The organism is Streptococcus sp. C150 (assembly GCF_000187445.1).
Taxonomy (GTDB): Bacteria; Bacillota; Bacilli; order Lactobacillales; family Streptococcaceae; genus Streptococcus; species Streptococcus raffinosi.
This window is the reverse complement of the sequence record NZ_GL698449.1, coordinates 909684-935153: the sequence shown is the minus strand read 5'-3', so window position 1 is coordinate 935153 and position 25470 is coordinate 909684. Positions and strand designations below refer to the sequence as shown.

Below are 25470 nucleotides of genomic sequence, written 5' to 3'. Positions count from 1 at the left end.
CAGAAATCAGTAACTCGAAGAGTTTGATTTCGTAGTTTTACCCCCGCACAGTTGATTAGGAAGTACGAATGTTGCAAACATGAGTAGTTCCAATCAACCACTGCGCCATGATTCAGAAATCAGTAACTCGAAGAGTTTGATTTCGTAGTTTTACCCCCGCACAGTTGATTAGGAAGTACGAATGTTGCAAACATGAGTAGTTCCAATCAACCACTGCGCCATGATTCAGGAATTAGTAAGGATTTGGTGTTGTATTTAAATACTATTTTTGAATCAATTCCAATCAAACAGAGAGCTCAGTCTCTCTGTTTTTTGTGAATTGCCATAAATTGGAAACAATGTCACATCATGTTTTCAGAAAATTGTTAACTTAGCTGTCTGTCTGGTCAAAATTATGGTAAAATGGAATGGATTAGAAAACGGTTGAAGGAGAATATTATGTCAATTGATCAATTAAGAGATGTTAGACTGATCACAGCACTTATTACGCCTTTCCACGAAGATGGCTCTATCAACTATGATGCTCTTCCAGGCTTGATTGAGCACCTTTTGGCTCACCATACGGAAGCCCTTCTTTTGGCAGGAACAACGGCTGAAAGTCCAACACTCACTCACGATGAAGAGTTGGAACTTTTTGCAGAGGTTCAAAAAATTGTCAATGGTCGTGTACCACTAATTGCTGGTGTCGGGACCAATGATACACGTGACTCCATTGAGTTTGCTAAAGAAGTTGCTAAATTTGGTGGTTTCGCAGCAGGTTTGGCTATCGTACCTTACTACAACAAGCCATCACAAGAGGGAATGTACCAACATTTCAAAGCGATTGCGGATGCTTCTGAATTGCCAATTATCATCTACAACATCCCTGGTCGTGTTGTTGTCGAAATGGCTCCAGATACCATGCTTCGTTTAGCTGAACATCCAAATATTATCGGTGTCAAAGAATGTACTAGTCTTGCCAATATGGCCTACCTTATTGAGCATAAACCTAAAGACTTCTTGGTTTATACCGGTGAAGATGGAGATGCCTTCCATGCGATGAACCTTGGTGCTAATGGAGTTATCTCAGTAGCTTCTCATACAAATGGTGATGAAATGCATGCCATGCTCGAGGCTATTGAAAATAATGATATTAAGACTGCTGCAGCCATTCAACGCAAATTCATTCCGAAAGTTAATGCTCTCTTCTCAGTATCAAGTCCTGCTCCTGTCAAAGCGGTTCTCAACCATCTTGGTTTCGAAGTTGGTCCACTTCGTTTACCATTGGTAGCATGTACTCCTGAAGAAACTAAGCGTATTATCAAGGTTGTCCTTGAAGAAGATATTGAAACGACACGTAAAACGGTTACAGGTGTCGTTCGTCCAGACTATTAAGAAAGTGGAGTTGAGTATCGTTCTCAGCTCTTTTAGTTTAGTGGGACCAAGCAAACAAAATCAGTAGATATGTCTTCTAAAAGCAGTTTTCCATCGTGAAAATCTGCTTTTTTTTGATATAATCATAGTTAGTATGCTTTAAAAAGAAAGGATGTCCTATGAATCAACTTGAACAAAAACTTGAGCAGGATTTTGGTATTGTTTTTAGCCAAAAAGACCTCTTAGAAACGGCTTTTACCCACACCTCATATGCCAATGAGCACCGCCTTCTAAACATTTCACATAATGAACGTTTGGAATTTTTAGGAGACGCGGCTCTGCAATTAGTCATTTCCGTTTACCTTTACAATCGCTACCCTAACAAGCCAGAAGGGGAGATGTCTAAGATGCGTAGTACCATTGTTCGTGAAGAGAGTCTGGCTGGCTTTACGAAAGCTTGTGGCTTTGAGCAGTTTATTCGTCTCGGTAAGGGTGAGGAAAAATCTGGTGGTCGTGAACGTGCCACTATTCTCGGTGACCTTTGGGAGGCCTTTCTCGGTGCCCTTTATTTGGACCAAGGATTGCCTGCTGTTGAAAAATTCTTGAATAAAGTGATGATTCCTAAAGTCGAAGAAGGCAACTTTGACCGAGTAACGGATTACAAGACGGAACTCCAGGAACGTCTTCAAGTCAATGGTACGGTTGATATTACCTATACCGTTATTGAAGAATCTGGGCCTGCTCATGCTAAGGAATTTACCATGCAGGTAGCTGTTGATGGTAAGGAACTTAGCACAGGTCTCGGAAAATCGAAGAAATTAGCTGAACAGGCGGCTGCCAAGGCTGCCCTTGAACAACTAGGAAATTAAGCATGTATTTGAAATCAATTGAAATGCAGGGCTTTAAATCCTTTGCGGACAAGACGCAGGTCGTCTTTGACAAGGGAGTAACAGCCGTTGTAGGTCCAAATGGATCAGGAAAATCAAATATTACAGAGAGCTTGCGTTGGGCTTTGGGAGAATCCTCTGCCAAGAGTTTGCGTGGTGGCAAGATGCCTGACGTTATTTTTGCTGGTACAGAAGTTCGTAAGGCCCTCAACTATGCCGAGGTAGCAGTTACACTTGATAACAGTGATGGCTTTATCGCTGATGCTGGTGAATCTATTCGTGTGGAGCGTCATATTTATCGAAATGGTGACAATGATTACTTGATTGACGGTCGTAAGGTTCGTCTGCGTGATATTCATGACCTTTTCATGGATACTGGTCTTGGACGTGATTCGTTTTCCATTATTTCTCAAGGTCGGGTTGAGGCTATTTTCAATGCCAAGCCAGAGGAACGCCGTGCTATTTTCGAAGAGGCTGCTGGTGTTCTCAAATATAAGACACGTAAGAAAGAGACTGAAAGTAAGCTCAATCAAACTCAGGGCAATCTTGATCGTTTGGAAGACATTATCTTTGAGCTGGTTGGTCAGGTTAAGCCACTTGAAAAACAAGCAGCGACAGCTAAACGTTACTTGGAATTAGATAAAGAGCGTAAACAGACTCAACTTAACCTTTTGGTACACGATATTGAAGTTGGCAAATCAGACTTAGCCAAAGCGCAAAAAGACTTGGCAGAAGTCAAAGAAAAATTAGCCAGCTATTATGAGGAACGACATCGTTTAGAGACTGAGAACCAGGAGCTTAAGCACAAACGCCATCAAATTTCAGAACAAATTTCTTCTGACCAACAAACCTTGGTGGATGTCACACGCCTCATTAGTGACTTTGAGCGCCAAATTGATCTTTATACCATGGAAAGTCAGCAGCGTTCTGAGAAGAAGGAGGAGACTGAAGCTCGCCTTAGTGAATTAGAAAGTTTGAAAGAAGAGGCTCAAGCTTCTCTTGATAGCGTCAACCAACGTCAAATTGAATTAACTCGTGAGCTGGAAACCATTGCCCAAGATCTGACTACTATTCAAACGGAGTTAGAGCAATTTTCGGAAGATCCAGATACGCTTATTGAACGGTTGCGTGAGGACTATGTTAGTCTTATGCAGGAGGAAGCCAAAGTTTCCAATAGTTTGACTCAGGTGAATCATGACATGGACAGCCAGTCCCAAGCACTGGAGGCCCAGGCTGAAGAATATAAGCAGGCTCAAGCTGATTTGCTTTCCGCTCAGGAAGTTGCCAGCGAAGCTCAAAAAGCTTATCAAGCAGCTCAAGCCAGTCTTCAAGGCCTCTTAGCTAGCTACAAAGAAAAGGCTCAGTCTTATCAAGCTATCGACAAGGACTACCAAGAGGCCCAAAAGAAAATGTTTGATCTCATGGATTATCTTAAAAGCAAAGATGCTCGTCGTCAAAGTTTGGAGTCAATCCAGAAAAATCACAGTCATTTCTATGCAGGGGTTAAGGCTGTCCTGCAAAATGCCCAATCAATCCAAGGGATTATAGGAGCTGTCAGTGAACACCTGACCTTCGATACTGACTATCAAACGGCGCTTGAAATAGCCCTAGGTGCGAGTGGCCAAAATATTATTGTCGAGGATGAAGCTGCTGCAAAACGTTCAATTGACTATTTAAAACGCAATCGTCAGGGGCGTGCGACCTTCCTGCCTTTAACAACCATCAAACCACGTCAACTGAATGGACAGTTTGCTCAAAGTCTTGCGAGTGCACCTGGTTTTATTGGAATGGCTTCCGATTTGGTAACCTATGAAGAACGCTTGTCCAACATTTTCCAAAACCTCTTAGGAGTAACGGCAATCTTTGATACCATTGACAATGCCAACAAGGCTGCTCGAGCTGTCCGTTTCCAAGTGCGTATGGTGACACTTGATGGCTCTGAAATCCGTCCTGGTGGTGCTTTTGCCGGTGGTGCCAATAAACAAAATAACAATCTCTTTATCAAACCTGAACTGGATGCATTAACTGCTGAAATCAGTCAGATTAAGGATCAATTGAGTGATAGTGAAGCCAAAGTTGAAGACCTTAAGACCAAACGTAAGGGACACCAAAAAGACTTAGAGGATCTCAAGTCAGAAGGAGAAAACGCTCGTCTAGAGGAGCAAAAACTGGACTTGGAGCATCAACAAGCTGTGGCAGAAGTAGAGAAAAGTCAAGCATTAGTGGACAGCTTCAAACAGGATACTCAGGGCTCTGAAGACTCGAATCTTCAAGATAAGGCTGAGCGTTTGAAAGCAGAGTTAACTCAAATGCAATCAAAACGTGAGGCAATCAACGACCGAATTGAGGCTATCAAGGAAGATAAGGATACGCTTGGTCAACAAAAACAAGGTCTCTTAGACAAGCAATCTGAACTTCAGCTAAAGGAACGGGACTTACAAGCAGAATTGCGCTTTGCCAAGACGGAAACTAATCGTCTAAAAGCCGATTTGTCTGAGTTAATGAAGGAATCAGAAAGTCTCTTAGCTCTTCTCAACAACCAAGTTGACCAGAATCAATCTGACCGCTTGCCACATTTGCTAGCGCAGCGTGATGAAGCTATTCAACGTAAGGATGATTTGGAGCAGTCCCTTGTTCGTGCTAAGATTCAAGTACAAGACTATGAAGGTCAGTTGGAAGACTTGGAGGAACGTTTGGCTAAGGCGGGGAATCGCAATGAGGATTTGATTCGTCAACAGACTCGCTTGGAAGAAGGTGAGCGTCAGATTAGCCAATCGCTTCGTAAGTTTGCAACTCAATTGGCTGAAGATTATCAGATGACGCTTGAAGTGGCTAAGGGACAAACGCAAGTTCTTGTAAATGTGGAACAGGTTCGTCAGAACTTACAAGGGCTTGAACGCTCTATTAAGGCTTTGGGACCTGTCAATCTGGATGCTATTGACCAATTTGAAGAAGTCAAGCAACGTTTGGACTTCTTGAACGGTCAGAAAGATGATTTGCTTGAAGCCAAGAGTCTCCTGCTTAGTACCATTAATGATATGGATGAAGAAGTGAAATCACGTTTTAAAGCGACCTTTGAGGCTATCCGTGAGAGCTTTAAACAGACTTTCACTCAGATGTTTGGAGGTGGTTCCGCAGATTTGATTTTGACCTCCGACAACCTTCTGGAAGCTGGTGTAGAGATTTCTGTTCAACCTCCAGGTAAGAAAATTCAATCACTTAACCTTATGTCAGGGGGGGAGAAGGCCTTGTCCGCTCTAGCATTGCTCTTTGCCATCATTCGTGTTAAGACGATTCCATTTGTTATCTTGGATGAAGTAGAAGCAGCCCTTGATGAAGCCAATGTAAAACGTTTCGGTGACTACCTCAATCGCTTTGATAAATCCAGTCAGTTTATCGTGGTTACCCACCGTAAGGGAACCATGTCTGCGGCTGATTCAATTTATGGGGTGACTATGCAGGAATCTGGGGTTTCAAAAATCGTTTCCGTCAAATTGAAAGATCTTGATTTAGACTAAAAATAGATTATATTTTCATGAAAGGTAGTTGATAGTTTTATCACTATCTTTTTTTACAGTCTCAAAAAATTTGCATAGACTATCATAAAAAAATTAGGTTGGCGCTTTCAAAATAACGCAATCGATTGCGCAAAATAGTATCTCTTAGCCTATGATTAGGATTACAGGATTTATGAGAAAAAGGTCAACTTGTCTTTTTTCTGGGCCATGTTACAATAATAACGGGAATGTCATATGGGGATATGGTGTTTTTCAAAGTTAGTTATAGTGTATGTGTTAAGATTTGAGTTTTCTGGACACATGTTAGACTTCGCATGCACAGGTTAAGAAGTCTTCCGTTGAGAATATCTAGGCTTAAAGGCCTGGATTTTTTTCTCCTCTTGAAAGCTTCCTATTTTTTTGGTAGAATTTATAGTAATTGAATAGAAGTCGTAGAGACTAGTAACCTTATGGAAATTGTCAGGGATTGGGGGCCACGGACTGGAAGCCCCCTCAAGGGAAGTTTGGTGAATTCACTCATGAAAACAACGACTGACGAATCAAGGTCTGGGTAACCGGATAAAAAACGGATGGTACCGCGTGTCAACGCTCCGGGTTGGAGTTTGGCACGTGGTTTTTTGTTTGCGATTCGAAATTGTTATTTAAGAAAGGAATCTCATGGATTTACAAACACAATTGCAAGAGTTGAAAACTTCAACGCAAGCTAAATTGGCTGAAATGCGTGGAGAACACTCTAAAGAATTACAAGAATTGCGTGTGGCAGTTTTAGGTAAAAAAGGGTCTTTGACGGATCTCTTGAAGGGACTTAAAGACCTTCCAAATGAAGAACGTCCTAAAGTTGGTAAGATGGTCAACGAAGTACGTGACGTTTTGACTGAAGCTTTTGACGAAGCCGCTAAAATTGTTGAAGTCGCTAAAATTCAAGCACAACTTGACTCTGAAAGTCTTGATGTTACCCTTCCAGGACGCCAAGTCAAACTTGGTAACCGTCATATTCTTAGTCAAACAGCTGAAGAAATTGAAGACATTTTCTTGGGTATGGGCTTCCAAGTCGTTGACGGTTTTGAAGTGGAAACAGATTACTACAACTTTGAACGCATGAACTTGCCTAAAGATCACCCAGCGCGTGATATGCAAGATACCTTCTATATTACGGAAGAAATCTTGATGAGAACTCACACAAGTCCTGTACAAGCTCGTACGCTTGATAAACATGATTTTTCTAAGGGTCCGCTTAAAATGATTTCACCAGGACGTGTTTTCCGTCGTGATACAGATGATGCGACTCACAGTCACCAGTTCCACCAAATTGAAGGATTAGTCGTTGGTAAAAATATTTCAATGGGTGACCTTAAGGGAACACTTGAAATGATTATTCAAAAAATGTTTGGTGCAGAGCGTCAAATCCGTCTGCGTCCTTCTTATTTCCCATTCACTGAACCTTCAGTTGAGGTTGACGTGTCATGCTTCAAGTGTGGTGGTAAAGGATGTAACGTATGTAAGAAGACAGGATGGATTGAGATCCTTGGTGCTGGTATGGTTCACCCACAAGTGCTTGAGATGTCAGGTGTTGATTCTGAAGAATACTCAGGTTTCGCTTTCGGTCTTGGTCAAGAACGTATTGCCATGCTCCGTTATGGAATTAACGATATTCGTGGTTTCTACCAAGGAGACGTTCGATTCTCAGAACAATTTAAATAAGGTTTAGGAGGTTGTCATGACAGTTGCCATTCGTAAGGTTCTTCCAGAAGAAATAGAAGAATTAAAAGTTATCTCGGAAGATACCTTTAGGGAGACATTTGCTCATGATAATACAGAGTCCCAGTTGCAAGCTTACTTTGACACTGCGCTGTCTGAGAAAGTTCTCTTCGATGAAATCACTCACGAAGAATCACGTTATTTTTTCATTCTCGTTGATGGTGAAAAGGCAGGTTTTCTAAAAACCAATGTAGGGTCTGCTCAAACAGAGCAGCATTTGGACAATGCCTTTGAAATTCAACGTATCTATATCAGTCAGGCTTTTCAAGGTATGGGCTTAGGAAAGAAGCTCTTTGAATTTGCATTGCAGGAAGCCCGTGATCTAGGTTGTGATTGGGTCTGGTTGGGTGTTTGGGAAAGAAATTTCAAAGCACAGATTTTTTACGATAAATATGGCTTTGAAAAATTTGCAGAACACAATTTTCCGGTCGGTGATGGTAAAGTGGACTGCGATTGGTTACTAAAATTGAAATTATAAACCTATTATTAAGTTGATAGAGAGGAGTTTATAAGGCGATTAAACGTGTCAGTTCGTCTTCCTCTTATATTAGCTATACATATTCCTAAATGACAGAAAGGATTTGAATACGACCTCAAAGTTCGAGATTGGTTGTCTTTGAATCTAAATATTTTGTTCCTAATTATAGAGAAAGGATTTGAACCCGCCCTAAGTAGAGGTTAAATTCTTCTCTCATTTATCAGTTGAACTGATAATTTTACAGAAAGGATTTGAACCCGCCCTAAGCTCTGGGCAAAAAAGATAAAGGCGCCTAGGTGCTGATTCACCAGCGTTGCCTTTCCTATTTTTGCTGAGAGCTCTTAACGGGCTTGGTATCATTATTATGCTAGTTAGTTATAAATGGTTAAAAGAGTTGGTTGATGTGGATGTTACCACTGCCGAACTCGCTGAAAAAATGTCGACGACAGGTATTGAAGTGGAAGGTGTTGAAACACCTGCTGAAGGCTTGTCAAAATTGGTTGTTGGTCATGTCTTGTCATGTGAAGATGTGCCTGAAACCCACTTGCACTTGTGCCAAGTTGATACAGGAGATGCTGAAGGTCCACGTCAAATTGTTTGTGGCGCTCCAAATGTCACTGCTGGAATCAAGGTCATTGTTGCCATTCCTGGTGCTCGTATCGCAGACAACTACAAAATCAAAAAAGGGAAAATTCGTGGCATGGAGTCTCTCGGGATGATCTGTTCTTTGGCTGAACTTGGTCTTCCAGATAGCATTATTCCTAAAGAATTTGCGGATGGTATCCAAGTTTTGCCGGAAGATGCCGTTCCTGGAGATAGCATTTTCCCATATCTCGACCTTGATGATGAAATCATAGAATTGTCAATCACACCTAACCGTGCTGATGCCCTTTCTATGCGTGGTGTTGCTTATGAAGTCGCTGCAATCTATGGTAAATCTGTTCACTTCCCAGAAAAAGCGGTCACTGAAGACAGCAAACCAGCTTCTGATAAGATTTCAGTAGCTATCGAAAGTGATAAAGTGGCTACTTATGCTAGCCGTGTGGTTGAAAATGTCACTGTCCAATCAAGTCCACAATGGTTGCAAAATCTTCTCATGAATGCTGGTATCCGTCCAATCAACAACGTGGTGGACGTGACAAACTATGTTCTTCTCTACTTTGGACAACCTATGCACGCCTTCGATTTGGACAAATTTGAAGACTCACGTATCGTTGCCCGTGATGCTCGTGACGGTGAAAAATTGGTCACTCTTGATGGTGAAGAACGTGAATTGACTGCTGAAGATATTGTTATCACAGTAGCTGATAAACCGGTAGCTCTTGCAGGTGTTATGGGTGGCGCTTCAACTGAAATTGACAACAATTCTAAAAACGTTGTTCTCGAATCTGCTGTTTTTGATGGCAAATCTGTTCGTAAGACAAGTAGCCGTCTTAACCTTCGTTCAGAATCGTCATCACGCTTTGAAAAAGGTGTCAATAACGATACTGTCCTTGAAGCCCTTGATTTTGCAGCAGCTATGTTGCAAGAATTGGCAAATGGTACTGTTCTTGCAGGCCGTGTTCAAGCAGGTTCAGTGGACACAGAACCAGTTCAAGTTTCTACAAGTCTTGACTATGTAAATGTTCGTCTTGGAACTGAATTGACGTTCGCAGATATCGAAGATGTCTTTGCCAAACTTGGCTTTGGTCTTTCAGGTGATGCTGAAAAATTCACAGTATCTGTACCACGTCGCCGTTGGGACATTGCAATCCAAGCTGACTTGGTCGAAGAAATTGCCCGTATTTATGGTTATGAAAAATTACCTACAACACTCCCAGAAGCAGCAGGTACAGCTGGTGAATTAACGAAAACACAAGCTCTACGCCGTAAGATTCGTACCATTGCTGAAGGAGCCGGTCTGACTGAGATTATCTCATATGCTTTGACAACATCTGAAAAAGCTGTTGAATTTGCAGTGACACCAAGTAACTTGACTGAGTTGATGTGGCCAATGACTGTTGATCGCTCAGCTCTCCGTCAAAACATGGTTTCTGGTATGCTTGATACCGTTGCTTACAATGTTAACCGTAAGAATAGCAACGTAGCTATCTACGAAATCGGTAAAGTCTTTGAGCAAAAAGGTAATCCGAAAGAAGATTTACCAAATGAAATCAATACCTTCGCCTTTGCCATTTCTGGTCTTGTTGCGGAAAAAGATTTCCAAACCAAAGCAACGCCAGTTGATTTCTTCTATGCCAAGGGTATCGTAGAAGCTCTCTTTGATAAGCTTGACCTTACTGTTGACTATGTAGCGACAAAAGACCTAGCAAGTATGCACCCAGGTCGCACTGCGACTATTGTACTTGATGGTCAAACCATTGGTTTCCTTGGTCAAGTCCACCCGCAAACCGCTAAGAACTACGGTATTCCAGAAACTTATGTAGCTGAAATTAATCTCAACGCTGTAGAAGCTGCCTTGCAACCAGATCAACCATTTGTTGAAATCACAAAATTCCCTGCAGTATCACGTGATATCGCCCTTCTTCTCAAGGCAGAAATCACTCATCAAGAAGTTCTTGATGCTATTAACTCTGCAGGAGTAAAACGCTTGGTTGCCGTTAAACTCTTTGACGTTTATGCAGGTGAAAAACTTGGTGCAGGAATGAAATCAATGGCCTATAGCCTTACCTTCCAAAATCCAAATGACAACCTTACAGACGAAGAAGTTGCCAAATACATGGAAAAAATTACTAAAGCTCTCACTGAAAAAGTTAAAGCAGAAGTACGTTAATAGTTAGAAAATCCATCTGAGAAGATGGATTTTTAAGTGATTAGACGATATTACATAAAGGAGATAATTTGTTTTTAGAGTTCTTTGACGGGGTATGGGGACATTACACCTTTGAATCTGATAAAGTCAATATACTTATTGATGGCTTACCCAGTTTTGCTTATCCTTTGGGGCAATTAACATTTTTAGTGTTAGTCTATAGGTTACTTGTTCATCAGTATGTTAAGAAGTTTTTAATCATGTCACCTCAAGATATCTGGGCTTGGCATAAAGAAAAATTTTGTCAAAGTAAATTATCTTTCATTGTCATCCCGATAGTTTATTTGTTTATTTTCGGAATGACCTATGTTTTGGTTGAGGATGTTTTAGCTACCGTCACTATTTACAAAGATTATGGAGGACCCATAGCTAAAACCATTGATGGCAAAGTTGAACAAATAGATATTAGTCATGTTGGCTCAAAAACGAGTAGTGCTAGAATTAATGCTCACTTTGTAAGCTCTGACGGGCAGACTTATGACATTCACCTGATAAACGGTGATAAAAGAATCGCTAATTATATGCGGCACCATGAGTCAGATTCCTATACTGCAACACTTTCCTTTGATAGACATGGCAAGCCACTCTATATTTCTAAATTCTGGGAGTAGGCAGTTAGAAAAGGTCTTTCAGTGATTTGCACTTGACAAATATGTAAATTCTCTGCATAATAAAAGAAAAAAACTTGAAAAGAGGGTAGCCATGCAAATTATTAAACGTAATGGTCAAGTTGCTGAATTTGATCCTGATAAAATCTACCAAGCCATCTTAAAAGCAGCCCAGACTGTGTATGTTATTGATGATGCTTGGCGCCAAAACCTAGCTCAAGTGACTCGTAAAGTAGTGCTTGATCTTCAAGACGCCCAAGTGGAGCGCCCAACCATTAACATGATTCAGTCATTGGTTGAAAATCGTCTTATGGAAGCTGGTTTTATCAATATTGCTGAACATTACATTTCATATCGCTTACAACGTGATTTGGAGCGTAACGGTTATGGAGACAAGGTGATTGTCCACCTTCGCTTTGAACAGACTAAATAAACAAAAGCCATCGTTTGATGGCTTTTTGTGTGTACTAGTTTTCAGTCTATGGTTTTATGGTTTGCAAAAGTTTTAAAAAAGTTTTCAATTCTTCTTCGTGACCTATTTGCAGATAGGTATCAGATGTAGGGCTAATAAAGGAAGACTCTAAGAAACGCATCTGTGTTTGAGCTTTAAATTTTTCTAAAGAAAGCCCTTTAGGAAGCTGCCAAGTGATATGTCTAGGAGAAATTTGGTAGGGTAAAGTCACATTAGCTCGTTCAATGGTTTCTTGACTTCTAGCCATGGTTTCTTGAAAAAGATCACGCAGTTTTTTTATATTTTTTTGGAACATGCCATTATCTAGGTAGACTGAGAGGGCCTTTTGCATAATAAGATTGGTATCATAGTCAATAAGTCCTTTGTGAGCCAAAAAGGTAGCTCTGAGATTTTGTGGTAGAACAACACTACCTAAACGTAACCCGGGGAAAAGTGCCATGGAAAATGATTTGATATAAATAATGCGGTCGTGGGTATCATAGTAGTGAATCGGAAGATTTTTACTGTCACTAAAGTCCCCCATATAGTCATCCTCAACGATATAAACATTATACTGACTGGCTAGTTGAGCTAGCTTTTCCTTTTCTTTGGCGGTATAGCTCAAACCTAGAGGATTGGAATAACGGCTAATGGTATAGAAGAACTTAATTTGGCCAGATTTAAAGTACTTTTCAAGGAGGTCAAGATCTAATCCATCAAATCCACGGTTTATCGATTCATAGGTCAATTTTTGACGGTTAATCAGTTGGTTCATACGGTGGTAGGTAGGCTGTTCCAAGAGAATTTTATGACCACCATTGCCAAAATCCATCTGTGAGAGGATGTAAAGGGCTTGCTGACTTCCTGAAGTAATGACAATCTGATCCGCATTCACATAAATATCATCAGCTGCTAGTCGATTTTTTAACGCTTCAACCAGTTCTTTGAGTCCAGCCTGTTCATGGTAGTAATTGAAGAGATAGTCTTGATGGCCAGCCAGACTTTCATCTAGGCAAAGGTGAAAATCTTCGTAGGCTAACTGATTATAGTCATTAAGATTGAGAAGAACTTTGTCACTTGAATCGGAGCGTCCCTCAAGAACATAGTAGCCACTTTTGGGGACAGCGTAAATATAGTTTTGATATCTAAGCTCCAAGAGGGCTCTTTGGGCAGTATCCTTACTACAGGAGTAAGTCTGGCTAAGTTGACGAATGGAAGGTAACTTGCTCCCTTTTTCCAAACTACCATTTTGGATATCGTTCTTAATGCTTTCTAAAATATCCTGATAAATACTCATAACTGACCCCTTACAGATTTTTCCTTATTGTACCTTAGATATAGGCTTTAGGCAAGGTTACTGGGGAAATTTGACAAGATTATTAGATTTTGACATAATAAAAAGGCTGTAAGGAAATATTAATTCCCCTTCAAAACAAGTTTAAGGAGATTATAAAAATGACTTTTAAGAAAATTTTAGGCCTTGTCGCTTTGGCCTGTTTGACCATCATTGGCTTGTCGGCTTGTACGACAGAAAAGGAGCCTACATGGACTTACGATAAAAACAAATTGTTATTTACTGGCCAAGATGCTAGTGTACAAGTTCTTTCTGCCAAGAAAATCGAATCGCCTGAAGGACAAAAGGCTGTCCGTGTGCACTATAAACTTAGCAACACAAGTAAAGAAACCATGAATGCCTACACTCTATTGATGAAGGTAGTTCTTGATGTTAAACAAGAAGATAAGGAAGTCAAGGTCGCTACAATGGTCTTTTCTCAAGATGATGACAGAGATAAGATTGCTAATAAGACCAAGATTGCTCCTAAGGAAGTCAAAGAGATTGTGGTTGACTATACCGTTGCTGACTTTGATCATGACTTGACCATTGATTTCTCAGACTATGGTACGGAGGCAAATGCAACGGCCAAGGTATCATTACGAAATCTAGAAAAAGCACCAGTCAAATACTTCGATAAAAAAGATAAATAAAATGAGTCATCACACGCTTGTGTGGTGATTTTTTGATGACTGAAATTCTGTACCCGTACAGTTTCTAAAAAGCCCTCTTGTAAAATCGTCAGAATTTTCATAAACTTGAATTATATTTATTAATCAAGGAGTTTTAGGTATGTCAACAAAACGCTTAACCCTTTCGGCCTTTTTTATGGCACTTGTCATTATTTTGAGCTCGAGTCTCTTATCTATTCCCGTCCCAGGAGGTCATTTCTATTTTAACGGTATCGTTATTTTTTTGGTTGGTTTGATTTTTCCTCCGACGGAAGCTGTCATTATAGCAGGGGTGGGTTCCTTTATTGGTGACTTTCTCTTTTACCCTCTTCCAATGTGGGTGACCTTAGTGACACATAGCCTACAAGTCCTTGCTATTGCACTTATAGTTGGCAGACGTTTAGGTAAATTGTCTAAATCAAGAGCCATTTTAGGTCTTTTGCTTGGAGCTCTCATTGATTTGGTGGGTTACGGATTGGGTCGTGCTTTTGTCTATGGTACGCCAGCAGTTGCAATCATGAAACTTCCTTTTGATATTGTGGCAGCCATAATCGGTCTTGGACTAGCCTATTACATTTATTTCCATACGGGCTTTGTTAAACAATTTAAAAAAGTTTGGGAAGGAAACTAGATGACGACTCTTATAGTTGCTAATGATTTGGTTGGTTTGGGCAAGGTTGCCTTAACCAGTAGTCTCCCCATCATGTCGTCCTGTCAGATAGAAGTCCTTCCTTTGCCTACGGTTCTTTTGTCCTCACATACCGGTGAGTTTGAGCATATCTATCTACGAGATCTTAAAGAAGACATGAAAGGTTTTTGCCAACAGTGGGAGCGGTTGGACTTTAAAGTGGATGGCTTGGTTAGTGGTTATTTCAAGTCAAGAGAGGAGCTAGATTTAGTTGCTCAATTGGCTGAAGAGAAGCAAATCCCTTTATTTGTCGATCCCATAATGGGAGATAATGGCCAGCTCTATAAGGGATTTGACAAGACTTATGTGGAAGCTATGAGAAACTTTTGTCAGCAGGCGGATGTGATTATCCCTAATATGACAGAAGCCTCCCTTTTGACTGGGTCCCCTTATTTGGAAAGAGACACCTATGATAAAGCTACTATCGAAAAGCTTTTAAGGGATTTAGGCAAACTTGGCCCCAAAAAGGTCTTTTTGACCGGAGTCTCACTAGAGGAAGGAAAAATTGGATTAGCTTATTTTGATAAAGAAAATGAGCAAACGACCTACCTCATGCGCCCTAGTTATTCGACACATTTTTATGGGAGTGGTGACATCCTAACTGCTATCTTATCGTCAGGATATTTTCACCACTTAGATTTGCTTGAAGTCTGTGACTTGGCCTTGAATTTCATGGATAGGGTTCTTTTATCGACCATGTCCAGTGGTCGTCCTGTAAAATATGGACTCTTCTATGAATCCCACATAGGCTATTTATTTAATGGATTTGAAAAATTATTGGAGGAAACAAATGGTAAATAATAAAATTCGTGAATTGGTCGAACTCAGTTTGTATGCAGCTTTAATTATTGTGAGTGTGCAGTTTATTCGTATTCCTTTTGGACCTCAATTTGTCCATTTGGGAAATGCCCTAGTTGTGATTGCTGTTTTGATTTTTGGTTCAAAAAAAGGTGCCCTTGTAGCAACAGTAGGATTAGGACTGTTTGATATTCTCAATGGTTATGCTGCTGAGGTTTGGATAACGATTTTAGAATCTCTGATTGTCTGTTATGTCCTTCATCTCGTTTTTGAGAAAGCCCTCAAATCAAATGACAAAACGAGCAATATTATCCTCATTGGGGTGATAGCTGCAGTGACGAAAATCATTCTTAATTTTGTCAAATATACGATTATAAACACTGCTGTTGCATCTCTACCTTTAAAAGCTGCAATGTTGGCTTCAGTGGTTAAGATTGGTGGTACTTTTGGGACATCAGTTGTTACAATTATTGCGGTTCCTCTTTTATATCCTGTCTTCAAACGCATTTTGAAAAAAGACTAAAGATTGAGCAGGCTCGTCCTGCTTTTTCTTTGCTTTTTGGATGATTTATGGTCCAAATTTACCTTAAAAATGGTAAAATGGTTAAGTTAATGTCAAGAAAGGAAGGGACTAAATCTTGGTTTAGTCCATAGGTCATATGTCTATTTTAGAAGTCAAAAATCTTAGTCACGGATTTGGTGACCGTGCTATTTTTGAAAATGTCTCTTTTCGTTTGCTTAAAGGAGAACATATTGGTTTAGTTGGTGCTAATGGTGAAGGAAAATCGACCTTCATGTCTATCGTTACTGGGAAATTGCAACCTGATGAAGGTAAGGTGGAATGGTCTAAGTATGTGACAGCGGGTTATTTGGATCAGCATGCTGTCCTTGAGAAGGGAATGACCGTTCGTGATGTTCTTCGGACAGCTTTTGATGAACTCTTTAAAACCGAGGAACGCATCAATGAAATTTACATGTCTATGGCTGAAGAAGGAGCTGACGTTGATGCTCTAATGGAAGAAGTAGGTGAGCTTCAAGATCGCTTGGAAACTCGTGATTTCTATACTCTAGATGCTAAGATAGATGAGGTTGCTCGTGCCCTTGGTGTCATGGATTTTGGTATGGATACAGATGTAACGGACCTTTCAGGTGGTCAACGTACCAAGATTCTCTTGGCTAAGTTATTGCTTGAAAAACCAGATATCTTGCTTCTTGATGAGCCAACCAACTATTTGGATGCAGAACATATTGCCTGGCTTAAACGCTATCTTCAAGAATATGAAAATGCCTTTGTCCTCATTTCTCACGATATTCCATTCTTGAACGACGTGATTAACATTGTCTACCATGTTGAAAATCAAGACTTGGTTCGTTATGCAGGCGATTATGACAATTTCCAATCCGTTTATGCTATGAAAAAAGCTCAATTAGAAGCCGCCTACGAACGCCAGCAAAAGGAAATTGCAGACCTGCAAGATTTTGTTAACCGGAACAAGGCGCGTGTTGCAACTCGAAACATGGCCATGTCTCGTCAGAAGAAATTGGATAAGATGGATATTATCGAGTTGCAGGCAGAGAAACCCAAACCTGAATTTCATTTCAAGGAAAGTCGTACACCTGGTCGCTTTATTTTCCAAACCAAAGATCTCGTTATTGGTTACGACCGTCCTTTGACAAAGGCACCTTTGAACCTTACTTTTGAACGTAATCAAAAGGTAGCTATTGTTGGTGCCAATGGTATTGGTAAGACTACCTTGCTTAAGAGTTTGCTTGGTACCATCCAACCACTTGAAGGGGAAGTTGAGACAGGTGACTTCATTGACCTAGGTTATTTCGAGCAAGAAGTAGAAGGGTCACGTCAGACGCCCCTTGAAGCTGTTTGGGACGCTTTCCCAGCCTTAAATCAAGCTGAGGTTCGTGCGGCTCTAGCCAAATGTGGGTTAACGTCTAAGCATATCGAAAGCCAAATTCAAGTGCTTTCAGGGGGAGAGCAGGCTAAAGTTCGCTTCTGTCTCCTGATGAATCGTGAAAATAATGTCCTTGTTCTGGACGAACCAACCAACCACTTGGATGTTGATGCTAAGGAAGAACTAAAACGCGCTCTTCAAGCTTTCAAAGGTAGTATTCTTATGGTTTGTCACGAACCTGACTTTTATGAAGGTTGGACAGATGTTTGGGATTTCAATGAATTAGTCTAATTAAAATAGAGTGGTGACATCTTCTTCTAGGGAGGTAAGTGTCACTCACTCTTTTTTTTGCATTTTTAAGAGCAAAGTACTGATTGCTAACTGTAAGTATTACCGAGGTCATATTAGGGATACTATCTGTCATCACAATACGGTTTTAAGCATGATTTGACGCAATCAATTAGGAATATAGAGAAAAAATACTTAATTTGTTCAAAAAGTAACAAAGTCTGAGCATAAAAGGTGTAACCGTTTTCTGAATATGGTAGAATATTATAGTAAAACTATTATCAAAAGAAAGTTGGATAAACTTATGTCAAAAATCGTAGTTGTTGGCGCTAACCACGCTGGTACTTTTAGTATCAATACTATTCTCGATAATTACGGAGACCAAAATGAAGTTGTTGTTTTCGACCAAAACTCTAACATTTCATTCTTGGGTTGTGGTATGGCTCTTTGGATTGGTAATCAAATTTCTGGTTCTGATGGCCTTTTCTATGCCAACAAAGAAGGACTTGAAAGCAAGGGTGCTAAGGTTTATATGAACTCACCAGTTGAGTCTATTGACTTTGATGGTAAAACCGTTACAGCTCTTGTTGATGGAAAAGAACATGTTGAATCATATGACAAATTGATTTTGGCTACTGGTTCACAACCAATTTTGCCTCCAATCGAAGGTGCTGAAATTAAAGAAGGTAGCCGTACTTTCGAAGCTACTCTTGAAAACCTTCAATTCGTTAAACTTTTCCAAAATGCTCAAGAAGTTATTGATAAGTTGAACGACAAATCACAAGATATCAAACGTGTAGCAGTTGTTGGTGCTGGTTACATTGGTGTTGAATTGGCTGAAGCTTTCCAACGTCACGGTAAAGAAGTCATTCTTATTGATGTTGTTGACACATGTTTGGCAGGTTATTATGACCATGACTTGACTGATCTTATGGCTAAAAACATGAAAAACCATGGTATTAAATTGGCATTTGGTGAAACTGTTAAGGCAGTTGAAGGGGATACTAAAGTTGAACGTATCGTCACTGATAAAAATGCTTATGATGTCGACATGGTCGTTCTTGCCGTTGGTTTCCGTCCTAACACAGCTCTTGGTGCTGGTAAGTTGGAAACATTCCGTAATGGCGCTTACCTTGTTAATAAGAAACAAGAAACATCAGTTAAGGACGTTTACGCAGTTGGTGACTGTGCTACCGTTTATGACAATGCCCTTGATGATGTCAACTACATTGCCTTGGCTTCAAATGCTGTTCGTTCAGGTATCGTTGGTGGTCATAATGCCGGTGGTGGCGATGTCGAATCAAATGGTGTTCAAGGATCAAATGGTATTTCAATCTATGGCTTGAACATGGTATCTACTGGTTTAACTGAAGAAAAAGCAAAACGTTTTGGCTTCAATCCTGCAGTAGTAGCTTCAACGGATCTTCAAAAAGCTGCCTTTATGGAAGATGGAAATGAAGAAGTCACAATCAAGATTGTTTATGACAAAGATACACGTAAAGTTCTTGGTGCTCAAATGGTATCACGTATGGATATCTCAATGGGAATCCACATGTTCTCATTGGCAATTCAAGAAGGTGTCACTATTGACCGTCTCCAATTACTTGATTTGTTCTTCTTGCCACACTTTAACCAACCACTTAGCTATATTGCTAAAGCAGCTATCTCAGCTAAATAATATGAAACAGCTAATTCATTTGAATTGGCTGTTTTTGTCTCTTTAATCTACTAAAAAAGCCTCCTTTCGGAGACTTTTTCTAGTTAACTAATGTTACATTAGTTTTTTGAAGCTTCTTGGAAGTCTGGGTTTTTCCATGCTTCATCAATGATAGCTTGCAATTCATCAGCTGAAGCTTTCATCTTTTGTTGTTCAGCATCGTTCAATGGGATGTTAACTGGACGTACAATACCGTGTGCACCTACGATAGCAGGTTGACCGATATAAACGTTGCTTACACCATATTGACCTTCTTGGAATACAGACAATGGAAGTACTGCATTTTCATCGTCAAGGATAGCTTTAGTGATACGAGCAAGAGCTACTGCGATACCATAGTATGTAGCACCTTTTTTGTTGATGATTGTGTAAGCTGCATCACGAACACCTTCGAACAATTCAACCAATTCAGCTTCTTGAACGTTTTCTTTGTCTTTAAGGAATTCTTCAAGGTTTACACCAGCGATGTTAGCGTGTGACCAAACGGCAAATTCTGAGTCACCGTGTTCACCCATGATGTAGGCGTGAACTGAACGTGCGTCAACGTCAAGTTTTTCAGCAAGTGCTTGACGGAAACGAGCTGAGTCAAGTGAAGTACCTGAACCTACAACGCGTTCTTTAGGGAATCCTGAGAATTTCCATGTTGCGTAAGTCAATACGTCAACTGGGTTAGCGGCTACAAGGAAGATTCCTTTGAATCCTGATTCAACAACTTGTGTAACGATTGATTTGTTGATGGCAAGGTTTTTACCAACAAGATCAAGACGAGTTTCACCTGGTTTTTGAGGAGCACCAGCAGTGATAACTACAAGGTCAGCATCCGCACAGTCTTCGTATTTAGCTGCATAGATTTTTTTAGGTGAAGTGAATGCAAGGGCGTGACTAAGGTCAAGTGCATCACCAACAGCTTTTTCGAACAATTGTGGAATTTCAATGATACCAAGTTCTTGAGCGATACCTTGGTTTACAAGTGCGAAAGCGTAAGATGAACCTACGGCACCGTCACCAACAAGGATGACTTTTTTGTGTTGTTTAGTTGCAGTCATGGTCTAAACATCTCCTTAATTTTTTATTGGGTTACCCCGTACAATGCTTATTCTACCACTTTAAGCGACAGATGTCACGAGATATTAAGTAAATATTGAATGAAAGCGTTTTATGAGACTGAAAAATAAAGCGTTTTATGGTATAATAATATAGAAATTTTCTATGCTCTTTTATTAGAGTTTGGAATGATTTGAATGAAAGAAAAGAGGCATTTTAAAGGTGCAAGATAATAATTTAATTGACGTTAAATTGACATCTGAAATGAAAACGAGTTTTATCGATTACGCCATGAGTGTAATCGTTGCTCGTGCTTTGCCAGATGTTCGTGATGGTTTAAAACCAGTACAACGTCGTATCCTTTATGGAATGAATGAGCTTGGGGTGACACCTGATAAGCCACATAAAAAATCAGCTCGTATCACTGGGGATGTCATGGGTAAATATCACCCACATGGTGACTCATCTATCTATGAGGCTATGGTTCGTATGGCCCAATGGTGGAGCTACCGTTACATGTTGGTTGATGGTCACGGTAACTTTGGTTCTATGGATGGTGACGGAGCCGCCGCTCAGCGTTACACTGAGGCGCGTATGTCAAAATTCGCTTTGGAAATGCTCCGTGATCTTAACAAAAATACTGTTGATTTTCAAGATAACTACGATGGTTCGGAACGTGAGCCAATTGTTCTGCCATCACGTATTCCTAATTTACTTGTTAATGGCGCAACAGGGATTGCCGTTGGTATGGCGACCAATATCCCACCGCACAATCTGTCTGAGACAATTGATGCTGTCAAATTGATGATGGACAATCCTGAGGTCACAACACGTGAGTTGATGGAAGTTCTCCCTGGCCCTGATTTTCCAACGGGTGGTCTGGTCATGGGGAAAACTGGTATTCACCGTGCCTATGAGACTGGTAAGGGCTCTATCGTCCTTCGTTCGCGTACTGAAATTGAAACAACTAAATCAGGTCGTGAGCGTATTGTTGTCACTGAGTTTCCTTACATGGTCAATAAGACCAAGGTTCATGAGCATATTGTTCGTTTGGCCCAAGAAAAACGTGTTGAAGGAATTACAGCAGTCCGTGATGAGTCGTCTCGTGAAGGAGTTCGCTTTGTTATTGAAGTGCGTCGTGATGCCTCTGCCAATGTTATATTGAATAACCTGTTCAAATTAACGCAACTTCAGACTAACTTCAGCTTCAACATGTTGGCCATTGAAAAGGGTGTTCCAAAAATCCTTTCACTACGTCAAATCTTGGCGGATTATATTGCCCACCAAAAAGAAGTTGTGGTTCGTCGCACACAGTTTGACAAGGATAAGGCTGAGGCACGTGCCCATATTTTAGAGGGCTTGTTGATTGCACTTGATCATTTGGATGAAGTGATTGCAATTATTCGTAACAGCCAAACAGATTCGGAAGCGCAAGCTGAGTTGATGGCTCGTTTCGAACTTACCGAACGTCAAAGTCAAGCGATTCTTGATATGCGTTTGCGTCGTTTGACCGGTTTGGAACGTGATAAGATTCAAAACGAATATAATGATCTGTTAGCCTTGATTGCAGACTTGGCCGATATCTTGGCGAAACCTGGACGTGTTATTGCCATTATCAAAGAAGAATTGGATGAGAGCAAGCGAAAATTCGGAGATGCTCGTCGTACCGAACTTATGGTCGGTGAAGTTGTCTCACTTGAAGATGAAGACCTCATCGAAGAAGAAGATGTGGTTATTACGCTTTCAAACAAAGGCTATATTAAACGTTTGGCTCAAGATGAGTTCCGCTCACAAAAACGTGGTGGACGTGGGGTCCAAGGTACTGGTGTTAATGACGATGACTTTGTTCGTGATATTGTTTCAACTAGCACTCATGATCACCTTTACTTTATGACTAACAAAGGGCGTGTATACCGTCTTAAGGGCTATGAAATCCCTGAATATGGTCGTACAGCCAAGGGATTACCAATTGTCAACCTCTTGAAGTTAGACGAGGGTGAGACCATTCAAACGGTGATTAATGCTAAGAGTGATGAAGCTTCTGAAAATAATCACCTAGTCTTTGTAACTCGTCAAGGTTTGGTTAAGCGCACTAAAGAAGCCGAGTTCAAAAACATTCGCCAAAATGGTTTGATTGCCTTAAAACTTAGAGAAGGTGATGAACTAATCAATGTCTTCTTGACTACAGGAAATGAAGAAATTATCATTGGTACCAAGTTTGGATACAGTGTACGCTTCAAGGAAAATACGATTCGAAGCATGAGTCGTATGGCTGCTGGTGTTAAAGGAGTGACTCTTCGTGATGGCGACCAAGTCGTTGGTGCTGCCGCTATTACGGACGACCAAGAAGTATTGATTATCTCTGAAAAAGGTTATGGTAAGCGTACTTCAGCCACTGAATACCCAACTAAGGGGCGTGGCGGTAAAGGTATCAAGACGGCTAATATCACTGATAAGAACGGTCATTTAGCTGGTATTGCTACCGTTTCTGGTAACGAGGACATCATGGTCATGACTGATACAGGTGTTATCATTCGTACAGCAGTTGCCAATATTTCCCAAACTGGACGTGCCACTCAAGGGGTTAAGGTCATGCGTTTGGATAATTCTGCTCGAATTGTAACTTTTGCTTTGGTTGAACCAGAAGAAGTTGTGAAAGCTCCCGAGGCCGACCAAGAAAGTGGTGATAACTGATGAGCAGAGATAAGAAAAATAAGACAACTAAAAAGCGTCATAAATGTCTTGAAATCCTTCGTTGGGTCTTGATTGTTGTTCTTTTGGTTGTTGGTCTAGCGCTATTTTTCAATAAGTCCATCCGCAACACTGTGATTGCCTGGAACACCAATAAATATCAAGTTAGTAATGTTTCTAAAAAGACAATTGAGAAAAACAAAGAAGCTAAGACTAGCTTTGACTTTGAAAATGTTCAATCAATCAGTACTGGATCCGTTTTGCAAGCGCAAATGGATGCTCAAAAGCTTCCGGTTATTGGTGGTATTGCCATTCCTGAGGTCGGTATCAACCTCCCTATTTTCAAAGGCCTTGGAAATACAGAGTTGACTTACGGTGCAGGAACCATGAAGGAAACTCAAGTCATGGGTGGGGAAAACAATTATGCTCTGGCTAGTCACCATGTTTTTGGTATTGCAGGAGCTTCTGACATGCTTTTTTCACCTCTTGATAGGGCTAAGAAAGGCATGAAGATTTATCTTACGGATAAAAATAAAGTCTACACTTATGTCATTAGTGAGGTTACAGTTGTTCAACCAACTGAAGTAGCGGTGGTTGATGATTCACCTGGTAAGTCAGAAGTTACTCTTGTGACTTGTACAGATGCTGAAGCAACTCAGCGTACAATTGTCAAAGGAGTTTTGAAAACTCAAGTAGAATATGATAAGGCTAATTCAGATATTATTGATGCCTTTAACAAATCATATAACCAATTTCAAAGTTGAGAAAAGGCCGTAAGGCCTTTTTCTAAGGAGGAAAAAATGTTTTTAAATACGGTACACCATGTTGCCATCGTAGTTTCTGATTATGATTTATCTCGAGATTTTTATGTGATAAATTGCAAGAATAAGTGCAACATTTACTCGAACTCATCCTCTAGAGCTTCACTAGCAGTTCTTGTAAGCTAAACATTTTCGTGGTCGGTGATTGATATTATATAAAGCCTTGTTCAAAGCATCATCAGAGATAGCGGCTAAATCTGTTTTCTTTGGAAAATATTCTCTTAGTAAGCCATTTGCGTTTTCATTGCTTCCTCTCTGCCATGATGAATAGGCATCTGCAAAGAAAAAGGAAATTCCTAAGTTCTCTACCAGAGGATAGCAGGCAAACTCTTTTCCCCTGTCTGAAGTGAAGGTTTTAAGAACCTCTTTTGGAAATAGCTTACAAAGTTGTTCGATGGCTGAAAACTTGGATTTGGCTGTTCTGTCTGGTATCTTGAAAGCTAAGTAAAAGCGTGTTTTTCGCTCTAGGAAGGTCGCTAAACAGCCCTTGCTTTTGCCTCTAGAAGACACCACAGTATCGAGCTCCCAGTGACCAAAGGTCTCACGATTCCTGACCTCTTTAGGACGTTTGGCAATCGACGTTCCAATCCTAAATGTTCCACGTGTTTCTTTGGGTTGTCGAGTTTTTCCTTTACGACGAAGGACGCTTAAATCCAGATCAATCAAACCAGCATAGAGCCAGTTATAGATAGTTTTAAAAGCTACCATTGGCTTTTGTTCAAGCTGATAGCGGCCACAAATCTGTTCAGGCGACCAGGAGGATTTTAAACCGTCCTCAATTTCCTTTTTCAACTTTGGTATCAAACGAGACTTCCGACCTTTTTACTTAGTCCTGTGGTCGTACTGTTCCTGTGCTAAGGCTGCGGAATAACCATTTTGGCATCGTCTTAACTCTCTTGAAATAGTAGACTTATGGACGCCAAGTTTATTTGCAATTTGGCAAGGTTTCAAACCTAATTTCAAGTAGGTTTCTATCTTTATTCGGTCGGTTATGTTAAGATGGGAGTAGCTCATAGTTTTTCCTCGGGTTCTGTTTGTGTGGTTACTTACAGTTTACACCAATGAAACGCTATGAGTTTTTTGTATGAGTTTATGTTTAAAAATCATCATACATATACTAGCATATACTAGAAGAAAAATGTGGTTTTTGATATGATAAAAAATATAGAAACTAATTATGAAACGAAAAGGCAGATTAGTTTTAACTAGCAATAATTACTATTTCAAGTTCAAGGTGAGGGCATAGTATGGATGAACAGAATTACAATTTGGAACAAAGTATAGCAGGGTTAGATAAGCTCCTTGACTTATCGGCCAAGGAAACAGATAAGAATGCCTGTGAAGCTATAGCTAAAAAAGCAAAAATAATTTATGAGCAACACCCTGAATCAGAAGACATTGCTTTGCGGTATGTCAAGACTTTGTCGAATTCAGCAGACAAACAAACAGAGATTGGGGAGGTTAATCGTACAGTTGAAAAAGTCAAAATAATTTACGAAAAATTCCATAATTCTGAAGAAATTGCTTCGTGGTATGCTGGAGCCTTGTCTAAGTTAACAGACAAACAAACAGAGATTGAGGAGGTTAATCGTACAGTTGAAAAAGTCAAAATAATTTACGAAAAATTCCATAATTCTGAAAGGATTG

18 protein-coding genes and 2 pseudogenes are annotated in these 25470 nt (G+C 40.3%); 17 read left to right on the top strand and 3 right to left on the bottom strand.

The window, feature by feature from the left end; translation table 11 throughout:
- The first annotated feature begins 438 nt into the window (after window positions 1-438).
- From dapA to HMPREF0848_RS04315, 8 genes are all read left to right on the top strand, one after another.
- Entirely contained in the window at window positions 439-1374 is a 936-nt protein-coding gene (dapA, locus tag HMPREF0848_RS04350) for a 4-hydroxy-tetrahydrodipicolinate synthase (protein ID WP_008534885.1), read from the top strand.
- A gap of 158 nt (window positions 1375-1532) precedes the next feature.
- Window positions 1533-2222 carry a ribonuclease III gene (rnc, locus tag HMPREF0848_RS04345; protein WP_002887887.1) on the top strand — a complete coding sequence of 230 codons (690 nt, stop codon included), beginning with the start codon at window positions 1533-1535 and terminating at the stop codon, window positions 2220-2222.
- Between the two features lie 2 nt (window positions 2223-2224).
- Entirely contained in the window at window positions 2225-5758 is a 3534-nt protein-coding gene (gene smc, locus HMPREF0848_RS04340) for a chromosome segregation protein SMC (protein ID WP_008534883.1), read from the top strand.
- 657 nt (window positions 5759-6415) lie between these two features.
- The gene (gene pheS, locus HMPREF0848_RS04335) at window positions 6416-7459 is read left to right on the top strand and encodes a phenylalanine--tRNA ligase subunit alpha (RefSeq protein ID WP_008534881.1); all 1044 of its coding nucleotides are present in this window, start codon (window positions 6416-6418) and stop codon (window positions 7457-7459) included.
- Window positions 7460-7475: 16 nt separating this feature from the next.
- Entirely contained in the window at window positions 7476-7994 is a 519-nt protein-coding gene (locus tag HMPREF0848_RS04330; protein WP_008534880.1) for a GNAT family N-acetyltransferase, read from the top strand.
- A 364-nt stretch (window positions 7995-8358) separates the two neighbouring features.
- On the top strand, window positions 8359-10767 hold the full coding sequence (gene pheT / locus HMPREF0848_RS04325) for a phenylalanine--tRNA ligase subunit beta (RefSeq protein ID WP_008534878.1): 2409 nt from the start codon (window positions 8359-8361) through the stop codon (window positions 10765-10767).
- Window positions 10768-10835: 68 nt separating this feature from the next.
- On the top strand, window positions 10836-11417 hold the full coding sequence (locus HMPREF0848_RS04320; protein WP_008534877.1) for a hypothetical protein: 582 nt from the start codon (window positions 10836-10838) through the stop codon (window positions 11415-11417).
- Between the two features lie 91 nt (window positions 11418-11508).
- Window positions 11509-11847, top strand: a complete 339-nt coding sequence (locus tag HMPREF0848_RS04315; RefSeq protein ID WP_002887879.1) for an ATP cone domain-containing protein — start codon at window positions 11509-11511, stop codon at window positions 11845-11847.
- A gap of 46 nt (window positions 11848-11893) precedes the next feature.
- Here the strand turns inward: HMPREF0848_RS04315 and HMPREF0848_RS04310 are convergent, their stop codons facing one another.
- Window positions 11894-13162 carry an aminotransferase-like domain-containing protein gene (locus HMPREF0848_RS04310; protein WP_008534876.1) on the bottom strand — a complete coding sequence of 423 codons (1269 nt, stop codon included), beginning with the start codon at window positions 13160-13162 and terminating at the stop codon, window positions 11894-11896.
- A 158-nt stretch (window positions 13163-13320) separates the two neighbouring features.
- Between HMPREF0848_RS04310 and HMPREF0848_RS04305 the strand changes: the two genes are divergently transcribed.
- The 6 genes from HMPREF0848_RS04305 to nox all read left to right on the top strand — a co-directional run bounded on the left by HMPREF0848_RS04305 (window position 13321) and on the right by nox (window position 19228).
- Window positions 13321-13851 carry a DUF5067 domain-containing protein gene (locus HMPREF0848_RS04305; RefSeq protein WP_008534875.1) on the top strand — a complete coding sequence of 177 codons (531 nt, stop codon included), beginning with the start codon at window positions 13321-13323 and terminating at the stop codon, window positions 13849-13851.
- A gap of 139 nt (window positions 13852-13990) precedes the next feature.
- Window positions 13991-14500 carry an ECF transporter S component gene (locus HMPREF0848_RS04300; protein ID WP_008534874.1) on the top strand — a complete coding sequence of 170 codons (510 nt, stop codon included), beginning with the start codon at window positions 13991-13993 and terminating at the stop codon, window positions 14498-14500.
- Window positions 14501-15358 (top strand): pyridoxamine kinase, encoded by an 858-nt coding sequence (locus HMPREF0848_RS04295; protein ID WP_008534873.1) that lies wholly within the window; start codon window positions 14501-14503, stop codon window positions 15356-15358. It abuts the gene before it with no gap.
- Window positions 15348-15878, top strand: a complete 531-nt coding sequence (locus HMPREF0848_RS04290) for an ECF transporter S component (RefSeq protein ID WP_008534872.1) — start codon at window positions 15348-15350, stop codon at window positions 15876-15878. Before HMPREF0848_RS04295 ends, HMPREF0848_RS04290 begins: the two co-directional genes overlap by 11 nt.
- A gap of 136 nt (window positions 15879-16014) precedes the next feature.
- Window positions 16015-17553, top strand: coding sequence for a ribosomal protection-like ABC-F family protein (abc-f, locus tag HMPREF0848_RS04285; RefSeq protein WP_008534871.1), 1539 nt, complete (start codon window positions 16015-16017; stop codon window positions 17551-17553).
- A 301-nt stretch (window positions 17554-17854) separates the two neighbouring features.
- Window positions 17855-19228, top strand: coding sequence for a H2O-forming NADH oxidase (gene nox, locus HMPREF0848_RS04280; protein ID WP_037609145.1), 1374 nt, complete (start codon window positions 17855-17857; stop codon window positions 19226-19228).
- 98 nt (window positions 19229-19326) lie between these two features.
- Here the strand turns inward: nox and HMPREF0848_RS04275 are convergent, their stop codons facing one another.
- Entirely contained in the window at window positions 19327-20313 is a 987-nt protein-coding gene (locus tag HMPREF0848_RS04275) for an L-lactate dehydrogenase (RefSeq protein ID WP_008534867.1), read from the bottom strand.
- Window positions 20314-20533: 220 nt separating this feature from the next.
- Between HMPREF0848_RS04275 and gyrA the strand changes: the two genes are divergently transcribed.
- Both gyrA and HMPREF0848_RS04265 read left to right on the top strand, forming a co-directional pair.
- Window positions 20534-23005, top strand: coding sequence for a DNA gyrase subunit A (gene gyrA / locus HMPREF0848_RS04270; protein WP_008534866.1), 2472 nt, complete (start codon window positions 20534-20536; stop codon window positions 23003-23005).
- Window positions 23005-23766: a class A sortase gene (locus HMPREF0848_RS04265; protein WP_008534865.1), complete on the top strand. Its 762-nt coding sequence runs from the start codon at window positions 23005-23007 to the stop codon at window positions 23764-23766. The genes gyrA and HMPREF0848_RS04265 overlap by 1 nt, the downstream gene beginning before the upstream one ends.
- A 134-nt stretch (window positions 23767-23900) precedes the next feature.
- Here HMPREF0848_RS04265 and HMPREF0848_RS04260 read toward each other — a convergent pair.
- Window positions 23901-24837: pseudogene (locus HMPREF0848_RS04260) on the bottom strand (IS30 family transposase).
- A 233-nt stretch (window positions 24838-25070) separates the two neighbouring features.
- Here HMPREF0848_RS04260 and HMPREF0848_RS10705 point away from each other — a divergent pair.
- Window positions 25071-25470: pseudogene (locus HMPREF0848_RS10705) on the top strand (hypothetical protein); the annotation flags it as partial.